The 14,490-nt window shown below is 40.4% G+C and carries 10 protein-coding genes; 9 read left to right on the forward strand and 1 reads right to left on the reverse strand.

Going from position 1 to position 14,490, the window contains the following annotated elements; all coding sequences use genetic code 11:
- Positions 1 to 597 precede the first annotated feature (597 nt).
- Complete coding sequence (locus B2V92_RS02015) at positions 598 to 3,108, reverse strand: YfhO family protein (protein WP_293304380.1); 2,511 nt, start codon at positions 3,106 to 3,108, stop codon at positions 598 to 600.
- 129 nt (positions 3,109 to 3,237) lie between these two features.
- Here B2V92_RS02015 and B2V92_RS02020 point away from each other — a divergent pair, with 129 nt between their 5' ends.
- The 9 genes from B2V92_RS02020 to B2V92_RS02060 form a co-directional block, all read left to right on the forward strand.
- Entirely contained in the window at positions 3,238 to 4,320 is a 1,083-nt protein-coding gene (locus B2V92_RS02020; RefSeq protein ID WP_293304381.1) for an alginate lyase family protein, read from the forward strand.
- A gap of 65 nt (positions 4,321 to 4,385) precedes the next feature.
- On the forward strand, positions 4,386 to 4,892 hold the full coding sequence (locus B2V92_RS02025) for a GbsR/MarR family transcriptional regulator (RefSeq protein WP_293304382.1): 507 nt from the start codon (positions 4,386 to 4,388) through the stop codon (positions 4,890 to 4,892).
- Positions 4,893 to 5,100: 208 nt separating this feature from the next.
- Entirely contained in the window at positions 5,101 to 5,916 is an 816-nt protein-coding gene (locus B2V92_RS02030; RefSeq protein ID WP_293304383.1) for a DUF393 domain-containing protein, read from the forward strand.
- Between the two features lie 4 nt (positions 5,917 to 5,920).
- The gene (locus B2V92_RS02035) at positions 5,921 to 6,877 is read left to right on the forward strand and encodes a TIGR01777 family oxidoreductase (RefSeq protein ID WP_293304384.1); all 957 of its coding nucleotides are present in this window, start codon (positions 5,921 to 5,923) and stop codon (positions 6,875 to 6,877) included.
- Positions 6,878 to 7,026: 149 nt separating this feature from the next.
- Complete coding sequence (locus B2V92_RS02040; RefSeq protein WP_293304385.1) at positions 7,027 to 7,485, forward strand: SRPBCC family protein; 459 nt, start codon at positions 7,027 to 7,029, stop codon at positions 7,483 to 7,485.
- A gap of 905 nt (positions 7,486 to 8,390) precedes the next feature.
- Positions 8,391 to 9,929 carry a hypothetical protein gene (locus tag B2V92_RS02045; protein WP_293304387.1) on the forward strand — a complete coding sequence of 513 codons (1,539 nt, stop codon included), beginning with the start codon at positions 8,391 to 8,393 and terminating at the stop codon, positions 9,927 to 9,929.
- A gap of 27 nt (positions 9,930 to 9,956) precedes the next feature.
- Positions 9,957 to 10,295: a hypothetical protein gene (locus B2V92_RS02050; RefSeq protein ID WP_293304389.1), complete on the forward strand. Its 339-nt coding sequence runs from the start codon at positions 9,957 to 9,959 to the stop codon at positions 10,293 to 10,295.
- 20 nt (positions 10,296 to 10,315) lie between these two features.
- On the forward strand, positions 10,316 to 11,959 hold the full coding sequence (locus B2V92_RS02055) for a hypothetical protein (protein WP_293304391.1): 1,644 nt from the start codon (positions 10,316 to 10,318) through the stop codon (positions 11,957 to 11,959).
- Between the two features lie 6 nt (positions 11,960 to 11,965).
- The coding region (locus tag B2V92_RS02060) for a hypothetical protein (protein ID WP_293304393.1) at positions 11,966 to 14,490 on the forward strand (2,525 nt) is incomplete at its 3' end.

Consider the following 14,490-nt stretch of genomic DNA (forward strand, 5'->3'; position numbering starts at 1 on the left):
TCTATCTCGAGGCAGATCTCTCGGCTACGTTGCACTCCGTTCGAGATGACGACCGGAGGAAGGGATCGGACTCCAACTCTAGCGCAAGTCTTAGCGCCAATAGCCAAAAGCAAAGGCCTAAATTGTGCTTTATCTCAAAAAGCACAAGTCACACAGTCGCACAATGCCTCCCACTAAGACTTGTGTTAGACATGGAGATTTATCTTGCATGAAAGCCCCTGAAACAAGTTCAGGGTGACGATTTGCAGGAGAAATCGACTTTAAGCTAAAGACTGAGGACTTGGGACTAAAAACAAAAACCAACTCTAGCGCAAGTCTTAGCGCCAATAGCCAAAAGCAAAGGCCTGACTTGTGCTTTATTAAGTAACATTCGAAAAGCACAAGTCACACAGCCGCACAATGCCTCACACTAAGACTTGCGCTAGACATGGATCTATCTTGCATGAAAGACCCTGAAACAAGTTCAGGGTGACGATTTGCAGGAGAAATCGACTTTAGACTAAAGACTGAGGACTTAGGACTTAGGACTTAGGACTAAAAAACAAAAACCCCACAAGATTAGTATCCTGCGGGGCGAAAATCTATTTAAAGAAACAATTAAGCTTTAACCGCTTTCTTTTTCTTCTTTTCTTCTGAGTAAAATCCGAAACCTAAGCCGGCCAATAACAGGATAGAGCCTGCTAAGGAGATTTTCTCGCCAGCGTAGTATGAGGTTGGGTGGAAAATAAATTCAAGTTTATGGTTACCTGCCTCTAATTGTGCTGCACGTAAAACATAATCGGCCCTGAAATATGGTTTTTCTACACCATCAATATACATTTTCCAGCCTTTGTTGTAATAAATTTCCGAGAATACGGCAATTGCATCTTTGGCTGTAGAATATTCGTAGGTTAAATGGTCAGGGTTATAGGTGGTTAATTTAATAAAACCTTCCTGGCCGGTACCCAAACGTTTGGTATCGATCGAATTTTTAAAGCTTTCGTCAACGATGGCTTCTTTTTTTGCATCGAAACTACTGATGGCTTTCATTTCCTCGTCGGCATTTTTGGCAAACTGCACACTTTGTACAAACCAGGCATTACCTGCAGCGGTTGCATTGCGCTGCATTTTGTACGATCCATTTTGAGGATCCTGTGTAATGATGTATTTGGTGTTCAACATATCCAATACGTCCTGATTGATGCTTTTCGTCATCTGGTTATCTACCAGTTCCTGGAAACGTTTTAACCTTGCTGAGTGGAAACCACCAACCGTTTTGTGGAAGTAAGAAGTTTCGGCACTTTTAAACGGATCGCCTAACGATAAATCGAAAACCCTGAAGTTTGGATCTTTATCGGCAGAGATAAAATTATCTACATCCCTCGGTTGGTAGTGGTTATTTAAATCAGATTTGCTTACAAAATTCTGGTTGTTCAGGTAACGGCGGTCTACCTGCCATAAATCAATCAAAACAAACAAAGCCAACAAGCCGAAAGCCAGTTGCATGTTCATTTTTTTAGTGATAAAAGCCCATGTAATCGCAAAACCAACTGCGATAAACAATAACGAGCGTAAAGCATCAGTACGTGCCAAACTTACCCTGTCGGATTTAACAGCGTCGAGAATTTGAGCTGTTAACGAGGTATTATTTTGTGTGATCTGATTTAACCATCCTGTTAACTGGGTTTGCGTAGCATTGGTAAAGCTAAAAAATGCTGTCGGGGCAATGGCAATTAAAAGTGCAAAGCCTCCGGTAATCCCAGCCGACCAGGTAAGGCGCTGAACCAGGTATTTTTGATCGTATTTACCTTCCTGGGCTTCTTTAACAGCTAAAATGGCCAACAAAGGAACCAACAAACCAACTACTGCCAGAATAGATTCTACTGCCCTGAATTTATTGTAACCCGGTAGATAATCAAAAAAGATGTCGGAAATAAATGGTAGGTTCTGTCCGAATGAAAGAAACAACAACAAAACACTGCTTCCCAATATCCACCATTTCCAACGGTGTTTTACAATAAATAAACCAAAAACAAATAAGAAACAGATGATAGCGCCAAAATAATAAGGGCCAGCAGTACCTGGTTTATCTCCCCAGTAATTGGATCCTGCATTTTGGGCAATTGCATTTAAAGCTTTTTCTGTTTCCTGTCCATAAATTGGGGCAAGTGCATTTGATACCGTTCCATCTTGCAAAATCTTAATAAACTTTCCGTTAGGATCTAGCTGTCCGCCGCTGGCACCACCATATAAATTAGGGATCAGGAAAGTAAAACTCTCGCCAACACCCTGGCTCCACTGGTAAGCATAAGCTTTATCTAAACCTGTTGCAGGTTCTGCTTTATCGGTAGTTAAATTAGATTTACCACGGATGGTTTCCTTACCATACTCGTAAGTTGTCCATAAGGTACCTGCATTTACCAGAACCGAAAGAAAAATACCTGCAACGATATAAGCAACGGATTTACCAAAAGTGGCAAGCTGTTTTGCTTTAATGGCATGGTAAAGCTCAATACAGCCCAAAATAAATAACGCTATAAATAAATAATAGGTCATTTGGATGTGGTTCGAACGGATCTCAAGGGCCATAAATAATGCCAATAAACTTCCACCAACCAAATACCTACCCCTTAAAGTAAGAATAATGGCCGCCAAAATAGGGGCAAAAAATCCAATGGCCAGGGCCTTATTACTATGCCCTGCTGCTATAATGATAAAGTTATATGAGGTAAATGCAAAGGCTATGGCACCCGCAGCTGCCAGCCAGGGGTTTATCCTCAATACACAGAATAATAAATAAGCACCTAAAAGGTATAATACCACTGTCCCAACAGGATCAGGGAACACACCTTTAATTACATCGATACCATAAGTGGTAATGTTAAGCGGATACTGCACCCAGATCTGGTAAGCGGGCATACCGCCAAACATCTGGTTGGTCCAAAGTGGCCCTTTGCCATCTTTTTCCTTAATATCCATAATTTCTTTCTGCATGGCTTTGGCCTGCAAAACATCGCCCTGCTGTGGCGCTTTTCCCTGCAAAACAGGACTGAAGTAGGCAAAAGTAATGACTACAAAAAATGCAATAATGGCCAGGTGTATGCCATTTTTATTAAACCAGTTATTCATTAAGGTTTGTTTAAGTTTAAACGAACGTCAAAAATAAAAATTTGGGCGGTATAAAAAAGGAATAAATTAAATGCATGCTGAATAAAAAATTAGATTTGTAGCAGAGAATCAAAATTCAACCCATTTATTATGAGAAAGTTTGTTGTTACAATCGCATTTGCCTCATTATCTTTTGTTTCGTTCGGGCAGATTGTAAGTTTAAATAGCAATGAAACCGCAAAGCTGAAAAGTGCCATCAAAAACGATACAGAAACCCAAAAACTGTATCAGGGCTTCGAAAAATCGGCATTAATATACCTTGAAGATCAGCCCAACCCAATAGATACCATCAGAACAGAAGGTTTATTAAAGGGTAATCCGAAGAAAGTGAAAACGCAGCAGGCCCTGGCCGATATGAACAAAATGTTTACACTGGCCCTGGCCTACCGGATTACCGGAGATCAAAAATATTTAAACAAATGTGTAGAATTTCTTTCCGCATGGGCAAAAAACAATAAACCCAATGGCGATCCCATTGATGATACCAACTTAGATCCGGCGGTTGAAGCTTACGACCTGATTAAAACCGACATTCCGGCTACGGCTAAAAAAGAGATCGAAAAATGGCTGAGCGAAACCGCATGGGCAGAAATTAACAGCAAACGCATGAAACCCGGAAGGGGAACGGCCATTAACAACTGGAATGCGCACCGGTTAAAAGAAGTTGGCGAAATCGGTTATGCGCTAAACAATCAGGAATTGGTTAAATGGGCGATTGATAACCTGAAAAGCCACATCAATATTAATTTATATGCCGACGGTACGAGCCTTGATTTTAAAGAGCGCGATGCCATGCATTACCACATTTACGACCTGGAACCGATGCTGAAGCTGGCGATTATGATCGATAGGGCAAACAGCACGAACTTTTATACCTACGAATCGCCGAAAGAATCGTCGATCAAAAAATCGGTAGAATGGCTCATCCCGTACATTAAGGGCGAAAAACAGCACGAAGAGTATGTAAATACAAAAGTTAAGTTCGATCGCGACAGGGCAAAAAACAACGAGCCTGGTTTTGCCCCGGGAAGCATGTTTAAACCGGGCCTGGCTTTGCCTGTTTTAAGACTATCGGTTTATTTTGACCCAACGCAAAAAGACCTTTTACAAAAGGTAAGCGGCGGACAGCATAACTGGCAAAATGTACTCGAAGAATTAAAGCATAAGCAGTAAACATTTTCAAATAAAATAAAGTTTCAATAATTTTTGAAAGTTTAAAAATATAGTTATATTTGTATATGGAATTGGCAGCAGCAAAATTAAAATTTATAGAAGCCTGGGGTAAATTAGGCTCTGAATGGGGAATTAACCGCACCATGGCACAGGTACATGCGCTGCTGTTGATTTCGCCGGAAGCACTTACCACTGAAGAAATTATGGAGCAGCTCAGTATTTCGAGGGGGAATGCCAACATGACCCTCCGCGACCTGATTGGTTGGGGACTGATCGAAAAGCAACATAAGGCCGGTGAGCGTAAAGAATATTTTTTTGCAGATAAAGATGTATGGAATATTGCCCGTCAGGTAGCTAAAGAACGTAAAAAAAGAGAACTTGAACCTGTTTTAAAGGTATTAAACGAACTCTCTGCGGTAAAAGGTGACGAAAAAGACCCTGAATTTAAAACTTTCCAGAAATCGATTAAAGACATTAACAAACTCGCCGGAAACGTAGATAAAACTTTAGAAACGATGTTAAAGGCAGACGAAAGCTGGTTCTGGGGTTCGATATTGAAGGTGTTTAAATAGAGATGTGAGACACTAGATTGGAGATGTGAGACTGGGTAAGCTAGATTGGAGTAGCAAATTTCAAGATTATAGTATCAAGACAGAGTTACCCTAAACCTTACGCCTTAAACCTTAAACCCTAAACCCCAAAAAAGCCTTACCAATAGTTCGGCTTAATTTTTTAAATCAATGTTTCATAATTTACTGAAAGTATTAAAATTTAAATAAAATGAAAACGCTAAAAAACCATGTGATTTTATTTGACAATGAATGCCCGATGTGTTATGCCTATACCAAGGCTTTTGTTAAAACTGGTATGCTGGCAAAAGGTGGCAGAACGGCTTATCAGGAAATGCCACATGATATTTGTCCGTTGGTAGACAGGCAGCGGTCAGCCAACGAAATTGCCCTCTTAAACACCGAAAATGGAGAAGTAACTTATGGCATTCAAAGTCTGTTCAAAATTATCGCCAATGCCATGCCTTTTTTCAAACCTCTATTTATGTTCAGTCCGTTTATTTACCTGATGCAGAAATTTTATGCTTTTATTTCTTACAACCGTAAGGTAATTATACCCGCAGCGGTCAAGGAAAATACCATACAGCCTACTTTTAAAATCCATTACCGTATTGCTTACCTACTTTTTACCTGGTTGGTTACGGCTTATATATTAACTGGCTATGCACATTTGTTAACCGATTTTGTACCGTTGGGAAGCAAATACCGCGAATATTTAATCTGTGGCGGACAGTTATTCTTCCAGGTTGCTATTATTATTTTTTACCGGAAAGAAAAACTCTGGGATTACCTGGGCAACATGATGACCATTTCTTTTGCAGGTTCATTATTGCTCTTACCAATGCTGGTTTTGGCAAAGTACTTTGATGTACAACCTGTCTTTTTTATCCTGTATTTTTTAATGGTTGCAGGACTGATGTTTTTAGAACATATCCGCAGGAGCAAATTATTAAAACTGGGATGGTTGATGAGTATCAGCTGGGCATTTTACCGCTTAATGGTTTTGGGTTTAATCTTTTTATTATAACATCATGAAATACGGAAAAATTGTACTCGCAGGTGGCAATGGTTATTTAGGTAATGTATTGGCCAAATACTTTAGTCAAGTTGCCGATGAAGTCATTATTCTAGCCAGAAAACCAAAAGCCGATAATGGCAATATTAAAACCTTGCTATGGGATGGAAAAACGATGGGCGATTGGGTTAATAATTTATCAGGCACCAACCTGTTGGTTAACCTCTGTGGTAAAAATGTAAACTGCAGGTATACAGAGCAGAACAAAAAGGAGATTTTCGACTCAAGACTGATCCCCACCCGTTTATTGGGCAAGGCAATCAACACACTGGAAAACCCTCCTAAACTTTGGATCAATATTACATCTGCAACGATTTACCGCCATGCAGAAGATCATGCGCAGGATGAATTTATGGGCGAAATAGGCAAAGGTTTCTCTGTTGAAGTATGCAAAGCCTGGGAAAGCAGCTTTTTTGAAAACGAAACACCTAAAACAAGGAAAATAGCACTCAGGATGGGCATTGTAATGGGTCTACATGATGGTGCCTTTCCGCGATTGCTCAACCTTGTAAAGCTGGGCATGGGCGGTAAACAGGGCAACGGCGGGCAATATATGAGCTGGATACATGAGGAAGACACTGCCCGTAGTATCGATTGGTTATTAAACCATCCTGAAATAAAAGGTGTGGTAAATTGCACCGCACCAAATGCAGTTAAAAACAATGTTTTTATGCACAGCATGCGGAAAGCTTTTGGCGTTGGTTTTGGTTTACCTACACCTGCATGGCTACTGGCCATTGGTGCAAAAATTATCGGCACCGAAACGGAACTGATCTTAAAAAGCAGGTGGGTTAAACCAACCGTATTATTAAACAGTGGTTTTGAATTTAAATATAGGGAAGTGGGTGAGGCAATGGAGGCGCTGAGCGCTGGGCGCAGGGAAATAAGTAAAAAGACCAAAGCTGAAAGCTGAAAGACTAAAGCAGAAAGACCAAAGAGGAAAGACTAAAGCTGATGCCATCCATCCTTTAAAACGTTGATCAATATGTCTCGCCTGGAAACCGGATGATAAACGTAAACCGCCTGGCGCCAACCGCTAAGCATATTACAAAATCGTTAATTATGCCTACAATCATTTTAAAAACATTGATTAATGCACCGATTGAGCGCTGCTTCGATCTGGCAAGGAATATTGATCTTCATATGCAATCTATGCATCATTCGCGAGAGCAGGCCATAGCAGGCAAAGTAAATGGATTGATCAATTTAAATGAATCGGTTACCTGGAAGGCCAAACATTTTGGCATTTACTTCGAAATGACCAATAAAATTACAGCTTTTGATTACCCGAACGCTTTTACCGATGAAATGATTAAAGGTCCGTTTAAAAAGCTTCATCACCAACATCTATTTAAAACCATTGGTACACAAACCGAAATGACCGATGTGTTTGAGTTTAAAGCTCCTTTTGGCATTTTAGGGTGGCTGGTTGAAAAACTGTCCTTGACCGGTTATATGAGACGGTTATTGATACAAAGGAATAAGGTAATGAAGCGTGAGGCGGAGGGCGTTTGGCGATAAGCGGGGAGCATAAATACCAAAGCCGACAGACCAAAAAATCATTCCACTTTTTATCACCATCTAAGGATCATATAAGCTTATATGCACTTGTATTACTTATATGGTTAAGCCAGCAATTCGCAGATGTGCAATTGGCCTGTGCCCCTAAATAGCTTAGGTGTTCTCAGGTGACTTAGGTGGTAAATTATACCATGCAATCTTTATTTTTATAACCACCTAAGTTACCTCTGATCAACTGGGCTTTATAGAATGAAGAATTAAAACAATAAGCAGAATGGTTAAAATTAAAGCATTTTTTATCACCATATAAGGCATTTAAGGAACATATAAGCTTAGGTGCCCTTATATTACAATATGGTTAAGCCAGCAATTCGCAGATGTGTGATTCGCCTGTACCCTTAAATAGCTTAGGCATTCTCAGGTGATTTAGGTGGCAAATTATACCATGCAATCTTTATTTTTATAACCACCTGATTCACCTCAGATCAACTGAGTTTTATAGAATGCAGAATTAAAATAATAAGCAGAATGGTTAAAATTAAAGCATTTTTTGTCACCATATAAGGCATTTAAGGAACATATAAGCTTATGGGGCTATTATTTATTTATATGGTTAAGCTAGCAATTCGCAGATGTGCGATTGGCCTGTGCCCCTAAATAGCTTAGGTGTTCTCAGGTGACTTAGGTGGTAAATTATACCATGCAGTCTTTATTTTTTATAACTACTTGAATCAACTGAGCTTTATAGAATGCAGAATTAAACATAAATAATTCTGTGAATTAAACATCATCTCAATTTTTTATTCCCATAATTTCCGCTTTACGGTTTTCCGTAAGGATTGCCGTTTCTGTGCCTATACTTTTGATCAGCTAAACAATAACTAAAAGCATTAAATGTATAAATTATGAAAACAGGCAATACCCTGAACTTTTTCAGGATAATGGGATTATTGGGACTATTTGCAATTTCGGCTTGTAAAAGTTCTGGAGGATCACCATCAGAAGATCCATTCGCTGCAACAAATTTCAACTTTTATGATCAGGATCTGGGGAAACGTATCGAAGCATACCATAACACTATTGTTCCGGGCAACGAAATTAAAAAAGGCACACCAGCACTTTACATCGATTTTTCGTCTGGTATAAATAAGGCTTTCAGTGATCCAGCTATTAAAGGCATGATGTCGGCCTGCTTTAACACCATTCTGGCCCAACAGTTTGAGGTTTACAAATTGGGTTCCAACAAAATATCATTGCTCAACGTATCCAATACTACCGAGCTGGGGCAACAGGTAAGCGACCCAAAACAATATGTTGATATTTGGGCGCCATTGCAATCAACGGTAGAAAAAATTGTTGCCGGTAATAGCGATGCGCTTCTGATTACCGATTTTGAGGAATGGCAAAAAAACATAGAAGTTACCAATACGGCCTTTCTAAAAATACCTTTCTCTAAATGGCTCGAAAAAGGAAATGCTGTCCATTTTTTTATTGCCGATTATAAAGAAGGCAAGGTTAACAAACACCTTTATTTCACCATATTCAGCCGTGGCAATGCAGATGCAGGCAGCTTGATTTCTAAATTAGAATCGAAACTTGCCCCTGCAACCACCAGATTCGATTTATCCAACAGCACCTATCAGTTATCAACCGGGTATCCTTCAGAAAAATCAGGTGGCATTTTTTATGACGAAAGTGCTAAATCGGACAAAGCGAAAAATGTACTCGATTTAAAAGAAAGTTATATCAATGGGCTTAAAAACGGACATCGCTTTGAGTTTTATCCACTCGGCTTAGATTGGAAAAGCATAGATCAACTGCATAGCACCTATGCCGGTCAAAACCAGTTTAACGATTTCTTCAGAAAACTTTTTATCGATCTCAGCAATGATGATAGTTATACTTTCGGAAATTTCAGTGTGAAAGTTTCGGATGCAAGCACCGATTTCGAAAATTTTGCAAAAGCAGAAGAAGCTAAAAAACACCAGCCCAAATTAACCAAAGGGAGTAATGGCGAAGCCAAATTTTCTGAACAGGAAAAGGATGCAATTGCACTTGCCTGTTACAATACCGATGGAAAATTAAAGGAACAGTGGATTTATAAAGCACAGGCCCCAAGCCCGCTCAACGAGGTGTTTACCCTCAACCAAACCCTTTTTTCCAATACCAGGGCATCAAACCCAAAACATGTAGAATTTGGTGTTTCTTTCGATCCTAAATTCAGTGTATCCAACATCCACAATCCCGAAGCGCTGATCAGGGTAGATATTGTATCAAATACGGCCACACCTAATCTACAGGGCGCAAAAATGGCCAAATTCGAATGGGTAAATGCCAAAAACACACCTAATACCGCTTTATCAGAATCGATTAAAAACACTTTACAGGAAATTAAACCTGTTGATAAAGTGGTATACACTTACTACATCAAAACCAAACAGTAACCTAAAATCATTAAAATAAATTCTAAAATGGAATCAACTTCAGCTTACATCATCTCAATCATTACCGCCTTGATCTTTCTTCTGTTATCGGCCCTTATTGCAAACGCCATCAAGTTTGAGGGAGGCAGCAACCCTAAAGATCCCAAAGCACGCAAAACCTGGTTTTGGGTATTGGCCATCTTAAATCCGGCAGTATGTTATTTACTGGGCTATTATGCATTCAAGCCTGATGCAAACATCATGGTCGTAAATAATTATGTAACCGCCCTAAGTATAGGCACAGCTATCGGTTTCGTCCTCTACATCATTATCGGCTTTGTATTGAGCAAAGTATTTGCAACCGGTAAAATCGGACACTGGTTTTGATCCTTTAATAAAAAAATCAAATGGATAAATTATTCGTAATCGCCATAGGTGGTACCGGAATGCGTTGTTTGGAAGCCTTTACCCACTTATGTGGAATAGGTATGTTCGATAATCAGGAAATCGAAATACTCACACTCGATACCGATCAGAATAACGGGAATAAAGGCCGGGTTGAAGAACTGATCGGCCTTTACAACCGGGTTAAAACAACGGGTACCAGCGTAGGTGGAACGCCAAATGCCAATACCTTTTTTTCGGCAAAACTGAATTTACACCGGTTTTTCACCAATTATGCAGGCCCTGGAAGGGAAACCTATAAAAACATCAGCAAAATTACCACTGGTTCGCCCGAACAGCAAAAAGCTAATAAATTAATATCAGACCTGTTTTTAGACAATGGTTCGGTACAGGAGTTTGCTTTAGATCATGGTTACCGGGCACAAACTCACCTCGGCTCTATGCTGATGTACCATGGCATAGTAGAAGCCGCCCGCAACATCATCAAAGGTGCTGCAGTACAATCGCAGGAACGCGAACTGGATACTTTTATGGGTAAACTGGAAAGCGCAGGAGCAAATGCAAGGGTATTTATTTTCGGATCTATATTTGGCGGCACAGGTGCATCGGCTATTCCGGTAATCCCCAAGGCCTTACAGGATTTCGTAAAAATCCGCTCCAATGGCAATGCCAGTATCGATTTCGCCAAAGCTAAATTCGGTTCTACCTTATTAACAGAGTATTTCACTTTTAATAAACCCGATGATAAACAGAAAGCCAGTAAAGCCAATAGCGTAATTGCCGATTCGTCGTTCTTCCCGCTAAACAGTCAGGCAGCACTGCAGTTTTACCAGAGCGATCCAACCGTCCAAAAGTGTTATAAACTGCTATACCATATCGGCTGGCCGATAGAAAGCAAAAAAATTGATGGCAACAATGTTTCCAATCAAACCATAACCGGTGGCAGCGAACAGAAAAATCCATGCCACATTACCGAACTGTTATGTGCCTGTGCAGCTTACGATTTTTTTACGCGAAACGATGGTTTTAACAGCGCAAAGGCCGATTACCTCTATAAAGCGGTAGAATTTAAAGATAATTCGTTCAACTTCTCTTTCGACGACTTTATAGGCAACGAAAATAAATCGGGCGAAATATTCGTAAACAAACTGGGCGCGTTCTTCTCCCTTGCGCATATTTCTTTAACCAAAAACGGCGGAGCTTTTGATGATGGCGGTATAAAAGGTTTTATAAAACAGTGCGAAAACCAAAAACTCAACCAGTACAGCACCATTACCGATGCGGAGTGTAAAGATATCAACGAATATTTCAAACTTTTTGCCTACACCTTTAAAGATGCCAGATTTATACCGGGCTGGCTTTATCAAGTGAGAAACTCCGTTGCACCCGGCAGGTTCCTTTTTGATAGCAAGGCCTTTCCGGATAACCCTTCCGAACTAAAAAAACTGGATGTTGGAACCATTTTCCTAGATGAAAAACACCACTGGAGCAAAGGGGGCCTTTTTAGGGACCGTTATGATCTTTTTGTTGAAAAACTGATCAACACCAACCCCAAAGAGGAGCAGAAAGTAAATACCACCAAAGAGAAATTCCTTGCGCACATTTTTAATGCACTTACCATTTCACAAAACTTCGATATAAACTAAAGCACCATGTTGGATAAAAGAATCAAAGCACTGGCGATAAAAGTCCATCCCAAAACAGAGCCGAACGGAGTCGAATTTGCCTGGGATAAAATCCCCCAGCTTGAAGTATTTACAAAAAACATCCTGATACCCGAAATTGCAGTAGACCAGGACGGTAATTCCTCTGTTAATATCGGAACCATTGTATCGGGCATACCATCGGTATTTGCAAGGGCCAATTTATTTAAAAGTGCCCTGGATAATATCCGTGATAAAGAGGCCGGAACATCGGGTTTGATGCTCTTCTATAAATCACTGATCAGCGAATGGAAAGGATTGATCAGCTGTATAGCTTTAAACTATAAAGATATAGAAGCAAATAGAATCCATCTATCTTATACAGATGGAGAACATTTAAATACCACAACAAACATTTACGAACCTATCGGTGCATTTGGCAATATGCTGTTTGAGCGTAAACCATTATGGTGCGATCAATCATTGGCAAATAATGCCGATAAAGTGCCTTTTATCGATGTAATTTCGTTCAAGGGCACTGTAATCGGCGGAACCTCTCCCGATAGTTTTGTGTTTACTTCCGTTTCCTATCAGATCAGGGAAAAATTTCCTTTCATTAACGTGCAGAACGGAAAATTTATTGATCCTTTACAGTCGGAAATCAGTGCACAGGAACTTTTTACCCTATACGGTTATGCCAAACACATTTTAGAAAACATTGAAAGGTTCCGGTTAAATTATGCAGGCGTAGAAGAATTGATCAGGCCGGAGTATGGAAATATTTCTACCTGTATCCAGGCCTGGATGAACGATATGGTGATTTATCAGCAGGCAAAAGGCTACCCAAAACTTGATAAATCTACTCCGCCCGAAGTTGGCTCGCTGTTCAATTACCCTTTTAGCCTTCTTTTTAACTACTCTACAGCGTTATTCGGTTCGGAGGGAATTATCTACAACGAAACGAAAGAAGGAAGTATCCTGTTCGATCCAAAAGATTTACTGCTTCCGGATACCATCGAAATTGCGCAGATCGATTTTGGCAGGGAGGGCATGGAAACCCGGAATTTCCTGAAATCGAAACCCATATTGTTATTGGCGGCCGAAACCAAAGGGCAGCTGAACAGTTATGCTTATTTTACCCTGCCATTAACACCGCTGGCTCTAAATGTTTTTGGTGCCACACTTGATGCATTGGCGGGTATTTCGGAATCATCGAATGTAAAATCGCGGATCAGCGCCATTTACGACCCAACGGATAAAGATGGCGAACGTTTAATTGTTCAGTTAAAGCTGTATACCGAAACCGGAAACGAAATTGTAAAAGAGGTAATTTACAGGGTCACTTCCGAATCGATAAGTGGTAAGGACATTTTAATGTGGCCAAATTTTATTTCCAAACAATGGAACCGTTATTTTCTTTATTCGGAAGTACCGCATAATGATGCCAAATTTCAGGCTACGCCATTTATCGGAAATGTTGACGACGATTTTTTCAGGATCGTACTGGATGAAAAGGGCACTCCTTTATACCTCGCCAATAACGGAAAGGCAGCAGTAATTCCCGAAAAATATGGCAATATTAAAGCGCAGTTGCACATTGCATCTAATAATGCGGTAGCTGATAATAAATATAAATACGAGATATACGAAAGCAATAAACCTTTTAAAGGTGTGAAGTTTGCACATGCAGGTGTTGATTGTGGTTTTGGAATTATCCGTTACGATGGATCGGGCAATACACAGGCTTTACCCATCAATATGTTAAACGCACCAAGGGCATTGTCGCCGGCTTTTTTAGGTGTCGATTTTGGCAGTACAAATTCTTCTATCGCTTACTTTTCCGATCAGCGGAACGAGGTTTGCGAAAACCTGAAACTCACCAACAAAAGGGTATCATTACTGGCAACAGATAGCAAAAACAACGACGAAAGACCAGCGGTGGAAGATGAAATCTTCTTTTTCCAGAACGACGAAATCCTCACCAATTCCATTAAATCTGTACTCACCATACACGATTCGAGAAGGGTAGTAAACGAGGGCAATATCCAGGTTAACTCGTTAATGGCCCAGGCCGTAAAAGGTGGTTTTCCCTGTTTTGAAAAAAATCTGCCTATCGAAAATGCAGAGAATAACCGCTATATTTTAGGTTACAACCGCATTGGCAGGGCCGAGCTGGTGTACAACATGAAATGGTCTACCCAGCAGATTGATAAGAGTTACAAAACCGCCTATTTAAGCACATTGCTCCTCCATGTGTATGCACAGTTATTTATGGAAGGCCACGAACCCCATACGCTAAAATGGTCTTACCCCTCATCAATGGGTAAAGAATTATTGAGCGAATACAGGGGCATATGGGATTCGCTTAAAGAAATATCACCGATTGAAAGCCAGGTTAAATTAAAAACCTTTCCGCCTTCCGACCTTTCAGACATTGGCGATACCTCGGGCAGCAGCAGCTGGGGATCTCCCGCAGCAGCAGCTGGTGGCTGGGGCAGTCAGACTTCGGCACCTGCGGCCACAACATCGGCCTG

Origin of the sequence: Pedobacter sp. UBA5917 (assembly GCF_002432345.1) — a bacterium.
Lineage (GTDB): Bacteria > Bacteroidota > Bacteroidia > Sphingobacteriales > Sphingobacteriaceae > Pedobacter.